Origin of the sequence: Massilia sp. Root418 (assembly GCF_001425265.1) — a bacterium.
In the GTDB taxonomy this organism is placed as follows: domain Bacteria; phylum Pseudomonadota; class Gammaproteobacteria; order Burkholderiales; family Burkholderiaceae_D; genus Rugamonas.
Genome location: NZ_LMEC01000011.1, coordinates 535,197 through 555,663 on the forward strand (window position 1 = coordinate 535,197; position 20,467 = coordinate 555,663).

Here is a 20,467-nt window from a genome sequence, read left to right on the forward strand (position 1 = left end):
TTGGCTATTTTTGCAGCGCTTGCGTGATGCCTTTGACCCAGGACTTGGCCGGCAGCTTGGTGTCGGCCACGATCTGCGCTGCGCGCGCCTTGAGCGCCTCCAGGTCCATGGGGCGCGCGCGCTTGAAGGCGATCGCCACCACGTTGCCATCATGCACCTGCGGCAGGCACACCACCTGTGCAAAGGCAAACTTCATCGCCTTGATGTTCTTGGCGTAGCTCGGATGGTCGCCGAACAGGTTCACCGTCATCACGCCGTCGTCGGCCAGGCAGGCGTTGCAGGCCTGGTAGAACTCGGGCGTGTCGAGCACGGGGCCGCGCGCGGTGGCGTCGTACAAGTCCACCTGCAGCACGTCGAGCGCGCCCTGGTTGGCCTTGTCGTTGACGAAATCGAGCGCATCCATTTCCAGCACGTGCAGGCGCTCGTCGTTCCCGGGCAGCTTGAACATCGAGGCGCAGATGGCGATCACCGACGGGTTCAATTCGATGGCGGTGACGTCGGCTTGCGGAAACTGTTTATAGCAAAACTTGGTCAGCGCCGCCGTGCCCAGGCCCAGCTGGGCGATGCGCCGCGGCTGTTCGAGCCACAGCATCCAGGCCATCATCTGCTGAGCGTACTCCAGTTCCGGCCAGTCCGGCTTGCGGATGCGCATGGCGCCCTGCACCCACTCGGTGCCGAAATGCAGATAGCGCACGCCATCCTGTTCCGACAGCGTGACAGGCGCATATTTCGCCTTGCGCGCCGCTTTCGGCGCCGCAGCCGAGGCCGGGCGCGAGGATTCAACTTGTTCGATGGATTTGCGTTTGATGAGCATGGAAGGAAACCTGGAGGTGAGCATCTATTATCCCGCGCCTGCTTACCGCAAAGCAAGCCACAAAAATGGGGTCAGGGTTAGTATTCCGCACAGCGGAATACTAACCCTGACCCCATTTATTATTCTGCGGCGGGGAAGGGGACTTAGTTTTGCATCGGTTCGACCGACACGCGCAGGCGCACGCGCTGGCCAGGGTCGAAAGCCATGATGCTGGTGTAGTTGCGGCCGCGGTAGTCGTACGTCACTTCGTAGCCGTTGGTGCGCGATTCCCAGTGGTCCACCGTGCGGCATTGCTTGACGGCCTGCTCGCTTACGCCGGGCTGGACGTTCTGGTTGTCCACGCGGTCGCCCACCACGGCGCCCGCAATGGCGCCCGCGGCGGCGGCAGCGGTGCGGCCGTTGCCGCTGCCGATCTGGCTGCCCAGCAGCGCGCCGGCGATGCCGCCCACGATGGAGCCGCCCGCGCTGCGCTGGGCCGGCTGCTGCACCTGCACGTACTCGGTGCGGCATTCCTGGCGCGGATGGTTCACCTGCTCAACCTGCGGCTGCACACGCACCACGCGGCCGTAATCCTCGAATTCCGTGGCTTGCGCCCATGGCAGCGCGCCCAGGCACAGGGCCGACAGCATCAGTTTGGATGACATGTTCATTTGATACCTCTTCTTGGTGTTAGATGGTCAGGGTATGCAATCCGCTTTGGCATAGGGATGGCTGCATACTATGGTAATCCTGCCCTTGCCGCGAAAACAGTTCTCATGGCAACAAATTGTAACAGCCGGCCAAACCCGATGAAATGTTCTATTTCTTACAAAACTTGCGTTAGATATCACTTACGTGTTGATTCGCAGGATACAACACGTTACCCTAACAACCGTATGGGATCAGATTGACATAGAGAAACGCGACTCGCCGCCGGCGCAATGACCCGCCCGTGGCCTCCATGTATAGGTAACCACTATAGCGAAAAGCAAACCGTACATTAACAGGTCGATTTGAGGGAAAAATGAGTTTGTTGATAACTGTGCCGCCCAACCTTGTCCAGTCCATTCGTGCATTTCGTGTCACCGATCTGCAAGACGAGGCAGCCCGCCTGGGGCAGCACTTTTTATACGCGCATTGCCATGCCGGCCTGACCAAGCAGCAAGTGCTCGGCATCATTGCGGAGTCATTCCTTTTCCCTAAACCGTGCGGCAAGAATTTCGAGGCGCTGCGCGTGACCCTGACCGATACCTTTGCCAAGGCCGGCGAACAGAAGGGCTTCCTGATTGTGCTGGAACAGCTGCCGAACCGGCAGAAATTCGACCGCGAGGCGCGCGAGTGCCTGCTGGACGTGTTCCGCGACGCGGCCGACTTCTGGGCCGAGAAGAAAGTGCCGTTCCGCGTCTTCTATTCCTTCGAATAAAGACCCGCCCCGCCGCGCAGGTATAATAGCGGGCTATGAAAAACATCGTCATCCTCATTTCTGGACGCGGCAGCAATATGGAAGCCGTGGTCCGCGCCGCGCAAGCCGAGCAGTGGCCGGCCCGCATCGCGGCTGTCATCAGCAACCGTCCCGACGCGCTGGGCCTGGCTTTCGCCGACGAGCACGGCATCCCGACCGCCGTGGTCGCCAACAAGGAGTATGCCAGCCGCGAGGCCTTCGACGCCGCGCTGCAGGAGGTCATCGACGGCTTCAAGCCGGACCTGGTGGTGCTGGCCGGCTTCATGCGCATCCTGACCCCGGCCTTCACCGCGCACTACGCGGGCCGCATGCTGAACATCCACCCATCGCTGCTGCCGCTGTTCCCGGGATTGCATACGCACGAGCAGGCGCTCGCGTCCGGCATGAAGGAACACGGCGCGACGGTGCATTTCGTTACCGCCGAACTCGATCACGGCCCCATGGTGGACCAGGCCGCCGTGCCTGTGCTGCCGGGCGATACGCCTGCAACGCTGGCGGCGCGCGTGCTGGTGCAGGAGCACGAGCTCTACCCACGCGCCATCCGCTGGTTCGTCGAGGACCGGCTGACGATCGAAGACGGCAAGGTCAGGGTCGACCATACTGGCCACAACAAGTAATTAACCAAGGAATTCCATGAGATTGCCACCAGCGATACTCGCCAGCACCGAAGAAGTGCTGCGCGAGATTTTGCGCTTTACCGCCCCGGCCGACAGCACCCTGTCGCGCTACTTCAAAGACCATCCCCGCCTCGGCGGCCGCGAACGCGGCGCCATCGCCGAGGGCGTGTACGCCGTGCTGCGCAACCGCGCCTTCTTCACCGACCAGTCGGAAGCAGGCAGCGGCGCCACCATGCGCCGTTTGACCCTGCTGGGCCTGGCCGACGCCGTGGGCGCCGACGCGCTGGGCGGCGTGACCCCCGAAGAGCTGGAGTGGATCGAACGCGTGATGCAGATCGACCGCAAGCTGATGCACAAATCGATGCGCTCCAACATGCCGAAGTGGCTGTTCGAGAAGCTGGTGGCCCAGTTCGGCGAAGAAGAGGCGCTGCTGCTGGCCGACGCGCTGAACACCCCGGCCCCGCTGGACCTGCGCGTCAACACCATGAAGTCCGGCCGCGACGAAGTGATCGCCGAGCTGGCCCAGGCGCCGATCGCCGCCGACCCGACCCCGTACGCGCCGCTGGGCCTGCGCGTGCACAAGAAGCCGCAGCTGCAGAACCTGCCGCTGTTCAAGAGCGGCGCCATCGAGGTGCAGGACGAGGGCAGCCAGGTGCTGGCCCAGATCCTGGGCGCCAAGCGCGGCGAAATGGTGGTGGACTTCTGCGCCGGCGCCGGCGGCAAGACGCTGGCGCTGGGCGCGCTGATGCGCAACACCGGCCGCCTGTACGCCTTCGACGTGTCGGAGAAGCGCCTGGCCAAGCTGAAGCCGCGCCTGGCGCGCTCCGGCCTGTCGAACGTGCATCCGGTGCAGATCGCGCACGAGCGCGACGCCAAGATCAAGCGCCTGGCCGGCAAGATCGACCGCGTGCTGGTGGACGCGCCCTGCTCGGGCATGGGCACCCTGCGCCGCAATCCGGACGTGAAATGGCGCCAGGCGGAAAGCGCCATCGCCGAGATGCACGATAAGCAGATCGCCATCCTGGCCGGCGCCGCGCGCCTGGTCAAAGGCGGCGGCCGCCTGGTGTACGCCACCTGCTCCTTCTTGAACGAAGAGAACGACGACGTGGCGGCCGACTTCCTGGTCAAGCACCCGGACTTCGAGCTGGTGCCAATGAGCAAGGTGCTGGCCGAGCAGAAGATCGCGCTGGAGATGGGCGACTACCTGAAGCTGCTGCCGCACAAGCACCAGACCGACGGCTTCTTCGCCGCCGTGTTCGAGCGCAAGCCGATGCCGAAAAAGGCCAAGCCCGAGCCCGAGGCGGAAGAGGGCGGCGACGCCGGCGCCGCAGAGTAAGTAAGATGGGGCCGGCCGCTGAGCTGGCCCTTTTTCCATCCACCCCGTGAGAACGATGAAGCAAGAACCCCTGAAGAACCTGATTACCGATTTGCTCACCGACCTGCGCGACCCCGGCCTGATGTGGCAGGTGGGCGCGCTGATGCTGGCCATCGTGCTGGGCTATGTGCTGTCCGGCCTGGTCCGCAAGCGCGTGGCGGCGCGCGAGCCGGCCACCGGCATGGTGCGCTTCGGCATGGAAAGCTTCAGCCGCGTGATCGGCCCGCTGGCCATCACCTGCTTGATCTTCGTGGCGCAGGTGGTGCTGGCGCGCTACCAGAAGGTGCACCTGCTGAAGGTGGCGCTGCCCATCTTCGGCTCGCTGGCGGTGATCCGCTTCGTGTTCTTCCTGCTGCGCCGCGTGTTTGCGCGGCGCGGCGGCGAGATCGGCGCCACCATGCTGACGTTCGAGAAGATCTTCCAGCTGCTGGTGTGGGCCGGCGTGGCCATGTACATCACCGGCATGTGGGACGATGTGTTCTACTACCTCGACCATACGGTGTTGCCGCTTGGCAAGCACAAGGTGTCGGTGGCGGACATCCTGCAGGCGGCCATCTCGGTGGTGGTGCTGCTGATGCTGGCGCTGTGGGCCGGCGCCGCGCTGGAAGAGCGCCTGATGGGCTTGCAGACCGTGCATTCCAACCTGCGCGTGGTGCTGGCGCGTACCGGCCGCGCGATCCTGATCGTGGTGGCGGTGCTGGGCAGCCTGTCCATGGTGGGCATCGACCTGACCGTGCTGTCGGTGTTCGGCGGCGCGCTGGGCGTTGGCCTGGGCCTGGGTTTGCAGAAGATCGCCAGCAACTACGTGTCCGGCTTCGTGATCCTGCTGGACCGCAGCCTGACCATCGGCGACATGATCACGGTGGACAAGTACTCCGGCCGGGTCACCCAGATCAATACCCGCTACACGGTGCTGCAAGGCCTGGACGGCGTGGAATCCATCGTACCGAATGAAATGCTGGTGTCGGGCGCGGTGCAGAACTCGTCGCTGTCGAACAAAAACCTGTGGCTGTCGACCAAAGTGTCGGTCGCATACGACACCGACGTGGACTTTGCCTTGAACCTGCTGGAGCAGGCCGCGCTGTCGATCGAGCGCGTGGCCAAGGACAAGCCGCCAGCGGCCACGCTGGTCAATTTCGGCGCCGACGGGCTCGACTTGCAGGTGGGCTGGTGGATCGCGGACCCCGAAAACGGCCGTGGCGGAGTGACTTCGGACGTCAACCGGGCGATCTGGAAAGCCTTGCAAGAACATAAAATCTCGGTGCCATTCCCGCAACGGGAGATGCGCATCATCGGTCCAGTACCGTTACCAGAAGATACAGAATCGCTTAAAAAATAGTCAGCTCCGGTAGGCGCGCTGCTCAACGGAGGGGTGTTTCAGCGTACAATGACGCATAACAATAGTTATTCCGGCGGCGGCAGGGAAGCCGCGCCGGCGCATGGGACACCCTCTCTGGAGTAGTAATGACCTTTAGTTTACAAGCAGTGCTCGATTTCCTCAGTAACGGCATCACCGGCGCATCTGGCTGGCAAGTATTTGCCTACACCATGATCGTCACCCACATCACCATCGCCAGCGTCACCATCTATCTGCACCGCCACCAGGCGCACCGCGCGCTGGAGCTGCATGGCATCCCTAGCCACTTCTTCCGCTTCTGGCTGTGGCTCACCACCGGCCAGGTGACCAAGGAATGGGCCGCCATCCACCGCAAGCACCATGCCAAGTGCGACACCGAGGAAGACCCGCACAGCCCGGTAACCCGTGGTATCAAAAAAGTATTCTGGGAAGGCGCCGAGCTGTACCGCGCTGAATCCAAGAACATGGAGACCATGGAGAAATACGGCCACGGCACGCCATCGGACTGGATTGAAAAGAACCTCTACACGAAATACAGCTGGATGGGCGTGGTGCTGATGGGCTTTATTAATATCGCCCTGTTCGGCGTCATCGGCATTACCGTCTGGGCTATTCAAATGATGTGGATCCCCGTCACGGCCGCCGGCATTATCAATGGTATTGGCCACTACTGGGGCTACCGCAATTACGATTGCGCGGACGCTGCGACCAATATTATTCCGTTCGGCATTATTATCGGCGGCGAAGAGCTGCACAATAATCACCACACGTTCGCCACCTCGGCCAAGCTGTCGTCCAAATGGTATGAGTTCGATATCGGCTGGTTCTATATCCGCACGCTGGAAACCATGGGCCTGGCCAAGGTAAAGAAAGTCGCCCCCGCGCCGAAATTCCAGCATGGGAAAATGGAAGCCGATCTGGAAACGCTGCAATCGGTGATCGCTAACCGTTATGACGTGATGGCCAAATACGCCAAGTCCATGAAGAGCGCATGGAAGGAAGAGCTGGAACATTTGAAGGATAAGGCGCAGCTTGAAGCCCGTTTCCTGAAATCGTCGCGCAAATTCCTCACGCGCGAACCGGCCAAGCTGGAAGCACCGCAAAAGCAGCAGCTGGTGGAATTGTTCGAGCACAGCAAGGCACTGGAAACCATGCACAGCATGCGTGTGGAATTGGGCGTGATTTGGGAGCGTTCGCACTTCACCCGCGACCAATTGCTGCACAAGCTGCAGGACTGGTGCAACCGCGCGGAAGCATCCGGTATTAAATCCCTGCAGGACTTCTCGCTCCGACTGCGCAGCTACGCGTAAATCGGCGACACCCCGCAAAAACGGCCCGCAAGGGCCGTTTTTTTATTCCCTTTCGATACTCGGATCGCGCCCGCTCTGCGCCTGCGCTTGCGTCTGCGCTTGAGCTAAGCTAATTCCTGGCGCGTTCGTGCTCAAAACGGGCTTGGCCGCGTTGCTGTTTCTCGCGCTGGCGGGGGCGATGCCGCTTCCAAGGACTTGCAGACGGGGCGGACCAAGGTGGTGATTAATTACCGCGTGCGTCCGCATGCGGCGGTCACGGTCTATCGCGACCTGGGCAATCACCCGGGCGAAAGGATTATCGCGCCGGCGGTGCAAGAGGCGTTTAAAAGCCGTGGCGGCGCGTTATACGGCCGAGGAATTGATTTCGAAACGCGCCATAGTCCGCCACGATATAAGTCGACGCGCTGCGGGAAAGAATGGCTCGGCACGGGCTTGGTCATCGATGAGTTTTCCATCGCCAGTTTTAACTTCAGTAAAACCTTTGATGAGGCGATTGAGGCCAAGCCACGGCTGAGCAATTGAAGATGAAAGCCGAAAGGGATTTGCAGCGGATTGAAGTGGAAGCGCAGCAGAAAATCGCCCTGGCCAAGGCGGAAGCGGAATCGTTGTCGCTGCAACGTCATCAGCCTGCCGTTGAAACAATAATACTTCCACGAAGGCCGCAATAAGCCGGCAATAAAAAAAGCCGCTCAGTGAGCGGCTTTTTCATGGAAACAAGGATCGATTACTTGATCTTGGTTTCTTTGTACAGAACGTGCTTGCGTGCCTTGGGATCGAACTTCATGATCTCCATTTTGGTAGGCATGGTGCGCTTGTTCTTGTCGGTGGTGTAGAAGTGACCGGTACCTGCGGTCGATTCCAGCTTGATTTTGTCGCGGCCAGTTTTTGCCATGATAGTGACTCCCTATTAGACTTTTTCGCCGCGGGCACGCATGTCGGCCAGGACGGCGTCGATGCCTACCTTGTCGATTACGCGCAGACCGGCGTTGGACAGACGCAGGGAGACCCAGCGATTTTCAGATTCAACAAAGATACGACGGTTCTGCAGGTTAGGCAGGAAACGACGTTTAGTTTTGTTGTTTGCATGGGAAACATTGTTGCCGACCATCGGCTTCTTCCCAGTGACTTGGCAAACACGTGCCATGGCGCACTCCTTGAATAGATTCCACAATTGGAAAAAACAAGAGTATATAGAAAAAACTGAGCTTTTTCAACGACTTGCGAAAAACAATTGTGTCTCGGTCTGCGCGAAAAATTTAACAATTGTAAAATGCGCCGCCAAACCCTTGTTTTTCATAGGTAAACCGCCGTGCGGCCCTGTGGTTTTCAGAGCTGGCCGTGCTCGGCGAAAGAGTGCACCAGGTGGCCCGCGACCACGAAATGGTCCAGGATGCGCACGTCCACCAGGGCCAGGGCCTGCACCAGGGCGCGCGTGAGCACCAGGTCGGACTCGCTGGGCTCGGGCGTGCCGGAGGGGTGGTTATGGGCCAGCATCACGCTGGCGGCGTTGCGCGCCAGCGCTTCCCGCACCACTTCGCGCGGGTAGACGCTGGTGTGGGACAGCGTGCCGCGAAACAGTTCGCGCGAGTCGATGAGTCGGTTCTTCACGTCCAGGAACAGTACGTGGAACGATTCATACGGCTGGGAACCCAGCGCCAGGCGCAGGTACTGCTTCACGGCGGAGGGTGAGCTGAGCGTTTGCCCGGCCTGCAGCTGCTCCCCGACGGCGCGTCGCGCCAGCTCCAGCACGGCTTGCAGCTGGGCGAACTTGGCCGAGCCCAGGCCGGGGATGGCGGAAAAGTCGTGCAGCGTGGCGGCGAACAGCGCCTGCAGCGACCCGAAGTGCAGCACCATGTCGCGCGCCAGCTCCACCGCGTTCTTGCCGCGCACGCCCACCCGCAGGAAGACCGCCAGCAGCTCGGCGTCCGACAGGGCGGTGGCGCCCTCGCGTATCAGGCGCTCGCGCGGGCGCTGGTGTTCCGGCCAATCGACAATTCCCATGCTGGACCTCGCTACGCCGGGAACACCCCGGCCTGATCCAGTATTGTTGTCATATTGCTAGCGGTGGCGTTTGTGCCGGCGCAAGCCGGGGCGAAGTCGCTGCGAAGTATTTAGCGCGCCAGGGCGAAAGCGCCGGCCGCCACCAGCACCATGCCCACCATGCGGGTGGCCGTCATGGCCTCGCCCAGCACGGCATAACCGATCAGCAGCACGGTGGCCATGGTGATGGCCGTCATCAGCGGATAGGCCAGCGTCATCGGCAGTTTTTGCAGCGTGATGGTGTAGCAGACGAAGCCCAGCCCGTAGACGGTGCATGCCGCGCCCAGGTAGGCCAGGCGCGTGATGGTCCAGCCATCGCCGGTGCCGTGCGACAGCTTGATCAGGAAAGTGGCGCCGGCACTGGCCAGCGAGGCCAAGGCACACCAGAAGTAGCCGTTCAGTACAGTGTTCATAGAGAGAGGGGCAAGGATGGCAGACGGACCACGCAGAATATCACGCGGCGGCGCGCAGCTCCGGCTGCAGGGGGAGGCCGCGCCGGCCCAGCCAAGGCTGGCAGGCGGCTAGGGTGAACGGGATCAGCATGGGGTACAGGCTCCAGATGGCGCGGCCATCCACCCGCACCGACAGCGCCGCGTAGAGCGGCGGCAAGGCCATGAGCAGCAGCAGGCGCTTGAGCGGGCGCAGCTGGGCCGGCGCCTTGCGCATGCCCAGCAAGGCCAGCGGCAGCACCAGGCCGGCCGCCAGGGCGATCGATGCCAGCGAGCGCAGGTCGCGCAGCGCTTCCATCACGCGCGCCACGCTGGGCACCCAGGTGTAGCTGGGCAGGCCGCCGATGATCCACCAGCGCACGGCCAGCATCCAGGCCACCGCGGCCGCCAGTGCCAGCAGGCCGGCGCGCCAGCCGATCTGGCGCGCGGCCAGCAGCCAGAACAGGAGCACGATGTTTTCCTCGCGCACGCCGGTGCCGACCACGCCGGCCAGCGCCGCCAGCCAGGGCTGGCCCGAGACCAGGGCCAGCACGAAGGCGGCGCGGGCGCACACGGAGCCCGGGTCCACCAGCAGATAGGGGGCGTACCAGAAGGTGGGCACGGAACAGATCAGCAGCAGGCCGGCGGCGATGGCGCCGTTGCGGCCGTAGCCCAGGCGCAGCGCGGTCAGCGCCGACATGGCGGCGGCGGCGGACACCAGCAGCCAGTTCAGCAGCGCGAAATTGTTGCGCACGTCTCCCGGAATGGCGGCCGCGGCCGCAGGGACCAGCAGCCGGTAGGGGAAGGGCGCCACCAGCGCGCTGGCCGGGACTTCGCCGCGCAGGTAGCGGGCGGTGTTGAAGTAGTGCAGCGAGTCTTCGACTGTGCCGCCCCAGCGCCACCACATCACGGCCAGGGCCAGCGCGGCAAAGCCGGCGGCCGCCAGCAGCAGCGGGCCCCACTGGTAGCGCAAGGGTGTTTTTGGATAGGCGTAGGGGGCGGGGAAGAGAAAATTCATCATGGCGGGCGCATTTTAGTCGATTGCGCCGGCCAGTGGCGCATTTGGCAACATGGGCCAACATGGGCTGCCGCGTGCGGAGTGGCTTACAATAGCGTTTTCCCGTTTTTTGCCTATCATGTCCAACGCACAACCTCCAGTCGTTACCGCCTCGGCCTACCTCACCCTGCATTACCGCCTCGCCACTGCGGACGGGACCGATATCGTCACCACCTTCAACGGCACGCCCGCCACGCTGATGCTGGGCCAGGGCCAGCTGGCGCCGGTGCTGGAAGAATTGCTGCTGGGCCTGCCGGAAGGCACGCACAAGACCTTCGACCTGGCGCCCGGCGTCGGCTTTGGTCCGCGCAATCCGGAACTGGTGCGTCCAGTGTCGCGCGCCACCCTGGATGCCAACTCGGCGCCCGGCGCCGACTACAAGATCGGCGACCTGGTGGACTTCGCCGCGCCGGGCGGCGGCCGTTTCGCCGGCGTGCTGCGCGAGCTGGGCGAGAACGAAGCGCTGTTCGATTTCAACCATCCGCTGGCCGGCCAGGCCGTGAAGTTTGAAGTGAACCTCATTTCCGTGCTGTAAAAGGAACCGCCATGGACAAAGAAATCCTGCTGGCCCAGCCGCGCGGCTTTTGCGCCGGCGTCGACCGCGCCATTGAAATCGTCGAGCGCGCGCTGCAGCAGTTCGGCGCGCCGATCTATGTGCGCCACGAAATCGTGCACAACGCCTACGTGGTGGAAGACCTGCGCAGCAAGGGCGCCATCTTCATCGAAGACCTGGCCGACGTGCCCGCCGGCCACACCCTGGTGTTCTCGGCGCACGGCGTGTCGAAAGCGGTGCGCGCCGAGGCGGAAGCGCGCGGCTTCAGCATTTTCGACGCCACCTGCCCGCTGGTGACCAAGGTGCACGTGGAAGTGGCCAAGATGCGCAAGCAGGGCTGCGAGATCGTCATGATCGGCCACGACGGCCACCCCGAGGTGGAAGGCACCATGGGCCAGACCGACGAGGGCATGCATCTGGTGGAAACCGTGGCTGACGTGGCGAAGCTGAACGTGGCCAATCCGGACGCGCTGGCCTATGTTTCCCAGACAACGTTGTCCGTAGACGACACTACCGACATCATCGCGGCCCTGAAACAGAAATATCCCAACATTATCGAGCCGAAAAAGGGCGATATTTGCTACGCCACCACCAACCGCCAGGAAGCGGTGAAATTCATGGCGCCGCAGGTGGAACTGGTGATCGTGGTGGGCAGCCCGAACAGCTCCAATTCCAACCGCCTGCGCGAAGTGGCCGAGAAAAAAGGCACGCCGGCTTACATGATCGACAACGCGTCCCAGATCGACCCGGCCTGGCTGGAAGGCAAGCTGCGCGTGGGTGTGACGGCCGGCGCGTCCGCGCCCGAGGTGCTGGTGCAGGCCGTGATCGACCGCCTGAAAGCGCTGGGTGCGCGCAGCGTGCGCGCACTGGACGGGGTGCAGGAAGCGGTGACCTTCCCGCTGCCGAAAGGCCTGGACGGTCCAAGGGATGAGATAAAAAATACAAGGAATGTCTGACATCCGGAACTGGCCGGTTCCGCGGCGGAATTAAATTCGGTGAACTTAATTTTTTTTCGATATTAGTTTTTGTTAAACCTCGCTATGATTGCGGACGCTTTAGGTTGTAGCGTCAAGTTGTAGCGTCAGTTACAGCGTCATTCAACGGCGGCACTGCGGGGAATCTTCTCCGGGTGCCGTTTTTGTTAATTCAAGAGGCTATCCCACGATGGATACATTCATCCAACAACTTATCAATGGCCTGGTGCTGGGCAGCATGTATGCGCTGATCGCGCTGGGCTACACCATGGTGTACGGCGTGCTGAACCTCATCAACTTCGCCCACGGCGACGTGCTGATGGTGGGCGCCATGGCCGGCCTGACCATCCTGAACCAGCTGAACCAGCATTTCCCCGACATGCCGGGCTACCTCAAGCTGGGCATCGCCATCCTGGGCGCCATCCCCGTCTGCATGGCAGTCAATGTGCTGATCGAGCGCGTGGCCTACCGCCGCCTGCGCAATGCGCCGCGCCTGGCGCCGCTGATCACCGCCATCGGCGTGTCCATCCTGCTGCAGACTTTCGCCATGATGATCTGGGGCCGCAACCCGCTGCCGTTCCCGCAGCTGCTCTCGTCCGACCCCATCATGCTGGGCAACTCGGTGATCACCCAGACCCAGGTACTGCTGCTGGTGCTGGCTGCCGCCGCCATGTTCGGCCTGGTGATGCTGGTGGAAAAAACCAAGATGGGCCGCGCCATGCGCGCCGTCGCGGAAAATCCCCGCGTGGCCGGCCTGATGGGCGTGGACTCGAACAAGGTCATTGTCGCCACCTTCGCCATCGGCGCCGCGCTCGCTGCCGTGGCCGGCGTGATGTGGGGCGCCAACTACGCCTCCATCCAGTTCGCCATGGGCTTCGTGCCCGGCCTGAAAGCCTTCTCGGCCGCCGTGCTGGGCGGCATCGGCAACATCTACGGCGCCATGATAGGCGGCATCGTGCTGGGCATCATTGAAAGCCTGGGCGCCGGCTACATCGGCGACCTGACCGGCGGCTTCCTCGGCTCCAATTACCAGGACATCTTCGCCTTCGTGGTGCTGATCCTGGTGCTGACTGTGCGTCCGTCCGGCATCATGGGCGAACGCGTGGCCGACCGCGCATAAGAAAGGACTGACATGGCACTGTTGAACTTTGACGTCCAGAAAGACGCGAAAAAAGCCTACACCAGCATGGCAGTCGTGCTGGTGCTGATGCTGGTGTTCCCCTTCGTGGCCGCGCCCTTCGGCAATTCCTGGGTCCGCATTGTGGACCTGGCGCTGCTGTACATCATGCTGGCGCTGGGCCTGAACATCGTGGTCGGGTTCGCCGGCCTGCTGGACCTGGGCTATATCGCCTTCTACGCGGTGGGCGCCTACATGACCGGCCTGCTGGCCTCGCCGCAGTTCGCCACCCTGCTCGAATCGCTGGTCAACCTGCATCCCGGCATCGGCGAAGCGCTGGTGGCGGTGATGGGCGAGGAGATCCGCACCAATGGCATCCACCTGTCGGTCTGGTTCATCGTGCCGCTGGCGGCCGCGCTGGCCGGCCTGTTCGGCGCGCTGCTGGGCGCGCCGACCCTGAAGCTGCGCGGCGACTACCTGGCCATCGTGACCCTGGGCTTTGGCGAGATCATCCGCATCTTCATGAACAACCTGAACGAGCCGGTCAACATCACCAACGGCCCGCAGGGCATCAACCTGATCGACCCGATCCGCGTGTTCGGCACCTCGCTGGCCGGCGAAGCCGGTTCGCGCGCCACGGTCTTCATCGGCGGCTACGGCATGCCGTCCGTGAACGCCTACTACTATTTGTTCCTGTTCCTGTGTATCGCCGTGGTGTTCGTCACCAGCCGCCTGCAGCACTCGCGCCTGGGCCGTGCCTGGGTGGCCATCCGCGAAGACGAGATCGCCGCCAAGGCCATGGGCATCAACACCCGCAACGTCAAGCTGCTGGCCTTCTCCATGGGCGCCTCTTTCGGCGGCGTGGCCGGCGCCATGTTCGCGTCTTTCCAGGGCTTCGTGTCGCCGGAATCGTTCTCGCTGACCGAGTCCATCGCCGTGCTGGCCATGGTGGTGCTGGGCGGCATCGGCCACATCCCCGGCGTCATCATGGGCGGCGCGCTGCTGGCAGCGCTGCCGGAGATCCTGCGCCACGTGGTGGAACCGCTGCAGGAGAAGCTGTTCGGCCACGTCATCATCGAAGCCGAAGTGCTGCGCCAGCTGCTGTACGGCCTGGCCATGGTGCTGATCATGCTGAACCGCCCGGCCGGCCTGTGGCCAGCGCCCAAGCATGAAGACCGTCCCGACGCGGACAGCGACAGCAAAAATCAATCGTCCGGCGTCATGCCAGCCTGAGGTAAAGAATGAGCGAACAAGTCATTTTGAACATCGCCGGCGTCAACAAGCGCTTCGGCGGCTTGCAGGCGCTGACCGATGTCGGCATCACGATCATGAAGGGCCAGATCTACGGCCTGATCGGTCCCAACGGCGCCGGCAAGACCACCTTCTTCAACGTCATCACCGGCTTGTACCAGCCGGACACCGGCACCTTCGAGCTGGCCGGCAAGCCGTATTCGCCGTCCGCGCCGCATGAAGTGGCCAAGGCCGGCATTGCGCGCACCTTCCAGAACATCCGCCTGTTCGGCGAGATGACCGCGCTGGAAAACGTCATGGTGGGGCGCCACGTGCGTTCGCACCAGGGCGTGTTCGGCGCCGTGTTCCGCCATAAGGCGGCGCGCGAAGAAGAGGCGGGCATCCGCCGCCGCGCGCAGGAGCTGCTGGACTTCGTCGGCATCGGCGCCTTCGCCAACCGCACTTCCAAGTTCCTGTCCTACGGCGACCAGCGCCGCCTGGAAATCGCGCGCGCCCTGGCCACCGATCCGCAGTTGCTGGCGCTGGACGAACCGGCGGCCGGCATGAACGCCACCGAGAAGCTGGCCCTGAAAGAGCTGCTGATCAAGATCAAGGCCGAAGGCAAGACCGTGCTGCTGATCGAGCACGACGTGAAAATGATGATGAGCTTGTGCGACCGCATCACGGTGCTGGAATACGGCAAGCCGATCGCGGAAGGCCTGCCCGCCGAGATCCAAAGCAACAAGGCGGTGATCGACGCCTATCTGGGAGGTTCGCACTAATGAGTGACAATGTTTTAAAAGTCGCGGGCCTGAAGGTCGCGTACGGCGGCATCAAGGCCGTCAAGGGCATCGACCTGGAAGTAAACAAGGGCGAGCTGGTCACGCTGATCGGGGCCAACGGCGCGGGCAAGACCACCACGCTGAAAGCCATCACCGGCACGCTGCCGGACTGCAAGGTCGAAGGCACGGTGTCCTACATGGGCCAGTCGCTCAAGGGCAGCAAGTCCTTCCACCTGGTGGAGCAGAAACTGGCCATGGTGCCGGAAGGGCGCGGCGTGTTCACCCGCATGACCATCACGGAAAACCTGATGATGGGTGCCTACACGCGCGACGACAAGGCCGGCATCGAGGCCGACATCGCCAAGTGGTTCGACGTCTTCCCGCGCCTGAAAGAGCGTGCGGCGCAGCTGGCCGGCACCTTGTCGGGCGGCGAGCAGCAGATGCTGGCCATGGCGCGCGCGCTGATGTGCCATCCGACGCTGCTGCTGCTGGACGAGCCATCCATGGGGCTGTCGCCCATCATGGTCGACAAGATCTTCGAGGTGATCCGCAACGTCTCGAACGAGGGCATCACCATCCTGCTGGTCGAGCAGAACGCCAAGCTGGCGCTGCAGGCGGCCCACCGCGGCTACGTGATGGACTCCGGCCTCATCACCATGACCGGCAACGCCGCCGACATGCTGAACGACCCGCGCGTCAAAGCCGCCTACCTCGGCGAATAAGAAAATGGGGTCAGGGTTAGTTTCGCCGTCCCCGGAAACTAACCCTGACCCCATTATGATTTACACTGGTGGCTCCTCATCCACGGAGCCACCCGCATGAGCGTCAAATCCCTGCCCGAACTGCTCACACTGGAACAGCTGATCGAGGACGGCGGGGACTTGCTGAAGGCCAGCGTGGCCTGCACGGTGGCGGCCGACAGCCAGCAGTTTCCGGTCTATGTGCTGACCATGGGCAGCAACGATCCCGCCGCGCCCGCGCTGGGTTTCTTCGGCGGCATTCACGGCCTGGAGCGCATCGGCACCCAGGTCATACTCTCCTTTCTTCAGAGCCTGGTGGCGCGCTCGCGCTGGGACCACGGGCTGCATCATTTGCTGGAAAACGTGCGCCTGGTGTTCATGCCCCTGGTGAATCCGGGCGGCATGTGGCAGGCCACGCGCTGCAACCCGCAGGGCGTGGACCTGATGCGCAACTCGCCGGTGCAGGCCAGCGAGCGCGTGCCTTTCCTGCTGGGCGGGCAGCGCGCCACGTCCATGCTGCCGTGGTACCGCGGCGCGTTCGGCGCGCCCATGGAGGCAGAGAGCCGCGCGGTGTGCGAGGTGGTGGAGCGCGAGCTGCTGCCGCGCCAGTTCAGCCTGAGCCTGGATTGCCATTCCGGGTTCGGCCTGCGCGACCGCATCTGGTTCCCGCATGCACACACGCGCACGCCGATCGCGCACCTGCCCGAGATCGCGGCGCTGGAGGAGCTCTTTACGGCCAGCTATCCGCACCACAACTACACCTTCGAGCCGCAGAGCCTGCAATACCGCACCCATGGCGACCTGTGGGACCACCTGTACCTGCGGTTCGAGCGCGGCGGCGAGCGCGGCGAGGAAGGGCACGACAGGGTGTTCCTGCCGTTGACGCTGGAGATGGGGTCCTGGCTGTGGGTGAAGAAGAATCCGCGCCAGCTGTTCTCGCGCCTGGGCGCCTTCAATCCCACCGCCGCGCACCGTTTGCAGCGCGTGCTGCGCAGCCACCTGGTGTGGTTCGATTTTTTGATGCGCGCGGCCTATGCGCACGCGCGCTGGCTGCCGGACGCGCCGTCGCGGCAGCACCAGCGCAAGCGCGCACTGGCGCACTGGTACGGGCTGGGAGTGCCGGCATGAGCTGGGTGTTCCTGCGCGGGCTGATGCGCGAGAGCCGGCACTGGGGCGCGTTCCCGGACCAGTTCCGCGCAGTGCTGCCGGAGGCGGACATTGTCACGCCCGACCTGCCCGGCAACGGCATCAATTTCCGCCAGCGCAGCCCGCTGTCGGTGCAGGGCATGGTGGAAGCGTGCCGCGCCGACCTGCGCGCGCGCGGGCGGCATGGGCCGTATGACTTGCTGGCGCTGTCACTGGGGGCGATGGTGGCGGTGCAGTGGCAGGCCAGTTATCCGCAGGAGGTGGCGCGCTGCGTGCTGCTCAACACCAGTATGCGGCCGTTCAGCCGCTTTTATCAGCGCTTGCGCTGGCAGAACTATCCGGCCATCCTGCGCCAGCTGGTGCTGGGCGGGGCGCGGCGCCAGGAGCAGCTGGCCCTCAGGCTTACCAGCGTGACGCACGGCGGCGATACGCGCGACAGCGAGCTGCTGAAGCGCTGGGTGGATTATCACAACGAGTTCCCGGTGTCGCGCATGAATGCGGTGCGGCAGCTGGCGGCGGCGGCGCGCTTTCGTGCACCGGCGCGCCAGCCGGACGGGGCGCCGCTGCTGGTGCTGGCGGGCGCGCGCGATGGGCTGGTCGATCCTTTGTGCTCGCAGCGCCTGGCGCAGGCCTGGGATGCGGATTTCCGCTTGCACCCGGAGGCAGGGCACGATTTGCCGCTGGACGATGGGCCATGGGTGGCGCAGCAGGTGGCGCAGTGGCTGGCGGGTTACGCGCTGCCGCGCTAACCCGCCCTACGGGTACGAGTGCCGACCGCCTGTAGGGCGGGTTAGGCGGCACGCCGTAACCCGCCATGGCCACGGACGAAAAAAAGCCCCGGACTAGCCGGGGCTGATGAAGGACATCCGCCAGAGAGGACACCACGGATGCCGAGGAGACCTGAGCGGAGCCGGCCCCTGGGGACCGGCGCTTCACGCATTACTTCTTGGCAGCAGGAGCAACCTTGGAAGCGGCAGCAGCGAACTGGTTCACGGCGGCGTTCAGGTTGGTTTCGATGGCTTCGCCAGCTTGCTTGGCGGACTTGGTGAACTGCTCGTAGCCGGCGCTGGCATTGCCCAGGGTCGATTTCAGCAGGGCGATCGCGTTTTCCGAACCGGCTGGCGCGTTCTTGCTCACTTCGTCAACCAGCGAGATCACTTTGCGGTTGGTTTCGGCGATTTGCGTTTCAGCGGCGCGGCTGAATTCAGCCTGGGTGCCGGAAGCGATGGCTGCCAGGTGACGGCCGTAGGCGATGGTTTTTTCTGCGGTTGGCTGAACTTGCGCAGCAGCCAGCGAGAAGAATTCTTGTGGATCTTTGGCCGACAGCAGCTGCTTGGCGGCAACCGAGGACTCTTCCAGCGAGGCTTTGGCCGCGGTCAGGTTCAGGTCGACCAGCTTTTCCACGCCTTCGAAGGCCTTGGCGGTCAGCGACGAGAAGATGGCGAATTGGCTCTCAAAGTTGGCTTTGGTCGCATTGGAAAATTGCTCAGGGATAGAAAACATGTAAATCTCCAGTTTGGATGTGATTTAAGCTAATAGGCGTTAAATGCTGCTGAAAGTTACCTGCAGTAAAACAGTACGTCTAAGATCAGGGCTCTACCAACAAATTGTGCAACGCAACAAACCCGATTTTACGGACTTAAAATTTTAAGTCAAGCGATTTTTGTGCGTTGCACAAAGGAACCCACTCTGCCGCGTTCGCCCTGTATTTCCGGGCGGAACGACCATTTTGATCTGGATCAATTTTGCTGCGCTTGCGGCGGCCGCCAACCCGAACGGTGGTGCCGTGCTAGACTCTATGGCTCCCGTGCAACATCCACTGGCTGGCTGGGCGCGTTCGATACTTTTGGTAGCCCATATGTCCAAACCAGCGTCCTTCCTGTCGCCCATTCCCTTGTTTTTCGTGTTCCTGTGGAGCACGGGCTTTATTGTCGCCAAGTTCGGCCTGCCGTATGCGCCGCCGCTGACGTTTTTGCTGCTGCGTTTCGTCGGCGTGCTGGCCATCCTCCTGCCGCTGGTGCTGGTCATGCGCGCGCCCTGGCCCAGGGGCAAGATCCGGGAAGTGGCGCTGGCCGGGCTGCTGATGCAGGCCGGCTACCTGGCCGGCGTGTGGTGCGCCATCAAGCTGGGCATGCCGGCCGGCCTGACCGCCCTGATGGTGGGCATGCAGCCCATCCTGACGGCCATGGCCGCGCCGCTGATCGGCGAGCAGGTGCGTCCGCGCCAGTGGCTGGGCCTGGTATTCGGCCTGGGCGGCGTGGCGCTGGTGGTGTACGCCAAGATCACGCTGGTGGGCCTGTCCTGGCAAGCCATTGCCTTGTGCCTGTTTGCGCTGCTGTCCATCACGGCCGGCACCATGTACCAGCGCCGCTACTGCCCGCAGTTCGACTTGCGCACCGGCACCATCATTCAGTTCGCGGCATCGTTTGTGGCGGTTTTGCCATTCGCCCTGTATTTTGAAAGCTTTACTGACATACAATGGACTGTGCGCTTTGTCGGCGCGCTGGCCTGGTCCGTGCTGGCGCTGTCGATCGGCGCGATATTCCTGCTGTTCGCGCTGATACGCCGCAGCGATGCCACCCAGGTGACCAGCTTGCTGTACCTGACGCCGCCCACCACCGCCATCATGGCGTGGCTGATGTTCGGCGAAGCGTTCAGCCTGCTGGGCGTGGCCGGGATGGCGCTGGCGGTGCTGGGCGTGGTGTTTGTAGTCAAGCAACCCAGGTGAACCGATGATCAATAGTCCCGACCAGCAGGCGGTCGATGCCGCCATCACCTCGCGCCGTTCGATCCGCGCCTTCCTGCCCACGCCGCTGGCGCGCGAAGATATTGAACAGCTGCTGCAGGTGGCCGCGCGCGCGCCGTCCGGCACCAATACCCAGCCGTGGAAAGTCTACGTGCTCACCGGCGGGAAAAAACAGCACTTGTCCGAGCGCATTCTGGCCGCACATACTGATCCGGAGCAGGCCAGGCTGCATACGGAGGAATACGCCTACTATCCGCGCGAGTGGGTCTCGCCTTACGTGGACCGGCGCCGCAAGGTGGGCTGGGATCTGTATGCACTGCTGGGGCTGACCCGCGAGAACAAGCAGGGCATGGCGGCGCAGCACGGCCGCAACTACGCCTTCTTCGACGCCCCGGTGGGGCTGATATTCACCATAGACCGTATCCTGGAGCAGGGCTCGTGGCTGGACTATGGCATGTTCCTGCAAAACATCATGGTGGCCGCGCGCGGCAGGGGGCTCGATACCTGCCCGCAGGCTGCTTTCACGCAATACCACAAGATTATCCGCGACGTGCTGGAATTGCCCGATAATGAAATGGTCGTGTGCGGCATGTCGCTAGGCTATGCCGACCCCGGCCGGATCGAGAATACTTTGATAACCGAGCGCGAGCCTGCTGCACATTTTGTTAAATTTGTAGAGTGAACAAGCTGTGGTTTTACGGTGCAATGCGGGACGGATTTCGCTTGCGCCGCCGTGGGGT

The 20,467-nt window shown here is 63.1% G+C and carries 25 protein-coding genes; 17 read left to right on the plus strand and 8 right to left on the minus strand.

Translation table 11 applies throughout. The features are described from left to right. Positions 1–4: 4 nt before the first annotated feature. A complete protein-coding gene (locus ASC94_RS09770; protein ID WP_056393787.1) occupies positions 5–814 on the minus strand; it encodes a spermidine synthase in 810 nt (269 codons plus the stop codon). Between the two features lie 143 nt (positions 815–957). Next, positions 958–1,464, minus strand: coding sequence for a glycine zipper 2TM domain-containing protein (locus ASC94_RS09775; RefSeq protein ID WP_056393789.1), 507 nt, complete (start codon positions 1,462–1,464; stop codon positions 958–960). Positions 1,465–1,817: 353 nt separating this feature from the next. On the opposite strand from ASC94_RS09775, the gene ASC94_RS09780 reads away from it, so the two are divergent. The 7 genes from ASC94_RS09780 to ASC94_RS32440 all read left to right on the plus strand — a co-directional run bounded on the left by ASC94_RS09780 (position 1,818) and on the right by ASC94_RS32440 (position 7,582). Next, complete coding sequence (locus tag ASC94_RS09780) at positions 1,818–2,216, plus strand: barstar family protein (protein ID WP_056393791.1); 399 nt, start codon at positions 1,818–1,820, stop codon at positions 2,214–2,216. A 35-nt stretch (positions 2,217–2,251) separates the two neighbouring features. Further along, the gene (gene purN / locus ASC94_RS09785; RefSeq protein WP_056393793.1) at positions 2,252–2,872 is read left to right on the plus strand and encodes a phosphoribosylglycinamide formyltransferase; all 621 of its coding nucleotides are present in this window, start codon (positions 2,252–2,254) and stop codon (positions 2,870–2,872) included. Between the two features lie 16 nt (positions 2,873–2,888). Further along, a complete protein-coding gene (locus tag ASC94_RS09790; RefSeq protein ID WP_056393795.1) occupies positions 2,889–4,208 on the plus strand; it encodes an RsmB/NOP family class I SAM-dependent RNA methyltransferase in 1,320 nt (439 codons plus the stop codon). Positions 4,209–4,263: 55 nt separating this feature from the next. Further along, a complete protein-coding gene (locus ASC94_RS09795; protein ID WP_056393797.1) occupies positions 4,264–5,586 on the plus strand; it encodes a mechanosensitive ion channel family protein in 1,323 nt (440 codons plus the stop codon). A 125-nt stretch (positions 5,587–5,711) separates the two neighbouring features. Further along, positions 5,712–6,914 (plus strand): fatty acid desaturase, encoded by a 1,203-nt coding sequence (locus ASC94_RS09800; protein WP_056393799.1) that lies wholly within the window; start codon positions 5,712–5,714, stop codon positions 6,912–6,914. A 219-nt stretch (positions 6,915–7,133) separates the two neighbouring features. After that, the gene (locus ASC94_RS09805; RefSeq protein ID WP_157201370.1) at positions 7,134–7,436 is read left to right on the plus strand and encodes a hypothetical protein; all 303 of its coding nucleotides are present in this window, start codon (positions 7,134–7,136) and stop codon (positions 7,434–7,436) included. A gap of 2 nt (positions 7,437–7,438) precedes the next feature. Next, positions 7,439–7,582: a hypothetical protein gene (locus ASC94_RS32440; protein WP_157201371.1), complete on the plus strand. Its 144-nt coding sequence runs from the start codon at positions 7,439–7,441 to the stop codon at positions 7,580–7,582. 56 nt (positions 7,583–7,638) lie between these two features. Here ASC94_RS32440 and rpmG read toward each other — a convergent pair whose 3' ends face one another. The 5 genes from rpmG to ASC94_RS09825 form a co-directional block, all read right to left on the minus strand. Continuing rightward, positions 7,639–7,806, minus strand: a complete 168-nt coding sequence (gene rpmG / locus ASC94_RS09810) for a 50S ribosomal protein L33 (RefSeq protein WP_056393804.1) — start codon at positions 7,804–7,806, stop codon at positions 7,639–7,641. A gap of 15 nt (positions 7,807–7,821) precedes the next feature. Then, positions 7,822–8,058 (minus strand): 50S ribosomal protein L28, encoded by a 237-nt coding sequence (gene rpmB, locus ASC94_RS31665; RefSeq protein WP_008451488.1) that lies wholly within the window; start codon positions 8,056–8,058, stop codon positions 7,822–7,824. A gap of 182 nt (positions 8,059–8,240) precedes the next feature. Next, positions 8,241–8,915 carry a DNA repair protein RadC gene (radC, locus tag ASC94_RS09815; RefSeq protein WP_056393806.1) on the minus strand — a complete coding sequence of 225 codons (675 nt, stop codon included), beginning with the start codon at positions 8,913–8,915 and terminating at the stop codon, positions 8,241–8,243. Positions 8,916–9,025: 110 nt separating this feature from the next. Then, on the minus strand, positions 9,026–9,367 hold the full coding sequence (locus ASC94_RS09820) for a multidrug efflux SMR transporter (RefSeq protein WP_056393808.1): 342 nt from the start codon (positions 9,365–9,367) through the stop codon (positions 9,026–9,028). A 40-nt stretch (positions 9,368–9,407) separates the two neighbouring features. Continuing rightward, a complete protein-coding gene (locus ASC94_RS09825; RefSeq protein ID WP_157201372.1) occupies positions 9,408–10,403 on the minus strand; it encodes a hypothetical protein in 996 nt (331 codons plus the stop codon). Positions 10,404–10,518: 115 nt separating this feature from the next. Here ASC94_RS09825 and ASC94_RS09830 point away from each other — a divergent pair, with 115 nt between their 5' ends. From ASC94_RS09830 to ASC94_RS09865, 8 genes are all read left to right on the plus strand, one after another. Further along, positions 10,519–10,974 (plus strand): peptidylprolyl isomerase, encoded by a 456-nt coding sequence (locus ASC94_RS09830; protein ID WP_056393812.1) that lies wholly within the window; start codon positions 10,519–10,521, stop codon positions 10,972–10,974. A gap of 11 nt (positions 10,975–10,985) precedes the next feature. Next, positions 10,986–11,948: a 4-hydroxy-3-methylbut-2-enyl diphosphate reductase gene (gene ispH, locus ASC94_RS09835; RefSeq protein WP_056393814.1), complete on the plus strand. Its 963-nt coding sequence runs from the start codon at positions 10,986–10,988 to the stop codon at positions 11,946–11,948. Positions 11,949–12,156: 208 nt separating this feature from the next. Next, positions 12,157–13,086, plus strand: a complete 930-nt coding sequence (locus tag ASC94_RS09840; protein ID WP_056393816.1) for a branched-chain amino acid ABC transporter permease — start codon at positions 12,157–12,159, stop codon at positions 13,084–13,086. A gap of 12 nt (positions 13,087–13,098) precedes the next feature. Beyond that, positions 13,099–14,316, plus strand: coding sequence for an ABC transporter ATP-binding protein (locus tag ASC94_RS09845; protein WP_056393817.1), 1,218 nt, complete (start codon positions 13,099–13,101; stop codon positions 14,314–14,316). A gap of 8 nt (positions 14,317–14,324) precedes the next feature. After that, on the plus strand, positions 14,325–15,095 hold the full coding sequence (locus tag ASC94_RS09850) for an ABC transporter ATP-binding protein (protein WP_056393819.1): 771 nt from the start codon (positions 14,325–14,327) through the stop codon (positions 15,093–15,095). Beyond that, the gene (locus ASC94_RS09855; protein ID WP_056393821.1) at positions 15,095–15,817 is read left to right on the plus strand and encodes an ABC transporter ATP-binding protein; all 723 of its coding nucleotides are present in this window, start codon (positions 15,095–15,097) and stop codon (positions 15,815–15,817) included. The genes ASC94_RS09850 and ASC94_RS09855 overlap by 1 nt, the downstream gene beginning before the upstream one ends. 96 nt (positions 15,818–15,913) lie before the next feature. Continuing rightward, complete coding sequence (locus ASC94_RS09860) at positions 15,914–16,963, plus strand: M14 family zinc carboxypeptidase (protein ID WP_056393823.1); 1,050 nt, start codon at positions 15,914–15,916, stop codon at positions 16,961–16,963. Then, positions 16,960–17,730, plus strand: coding sequence for an alpha/beta fold hydrolase (locus tag ASC94_RS09865; RefSeq protein WP_056393824.1), 771 nt, complete (start codon positions 16,960–16,962; stop codon positions 17,728–17,730). Before ASC94_RS09860 ends, ASC94_RS09865 begins: the two co-directional genes overlap by 4 nt. A 190-nt stretch (positions 17,731–17,920) precedes the next feature. Here the strand turns inward: ASC94_RS09865 and ASC94_RS09870 are convergent, their stop codons facing one another. Next, the gene (locus ASC94_RS09870; protein WP_056393826.1) at positions 17,921–18,484 is read right to left on the minus strand and encodes a phasin family protein; all 564 of its coding nucleotides are present in this window, start codon (positions 18,482–18,484) and stop codon (positions 17,921–17,923) included. A gap of 355 nt (positions 18,485–18,839) precedes the next feature. On the opposite strand from ASC94_RS09870, the gene ASC94_RS09875 reads away from it, so the two are divergent. Then, positions 18,840–19,709 carry a DMT family transporter gene (locus ASC94_RS09875; RefSeq protein ID WP_056393828.1) on the plus strand — a complete coding sequence of 290 codons (870 nt, stop codon included), beginning with the start codon at positions 18,840–18,842 and terminating at the stop codon, positions 19,707–19,709. 4 nt (positions 19,710–19,713) lie between these two features. Next, entirely contained in the window at positions 19,714–20,409 is a 696-nt protein-coding gene (locus tag ASC94_RS09880; RefSeq protein WP_056393829.1) for a nitroreductase, read from the plus strand. Positions 20,410–20,467 lie beyond the last annotated feature (58 nt).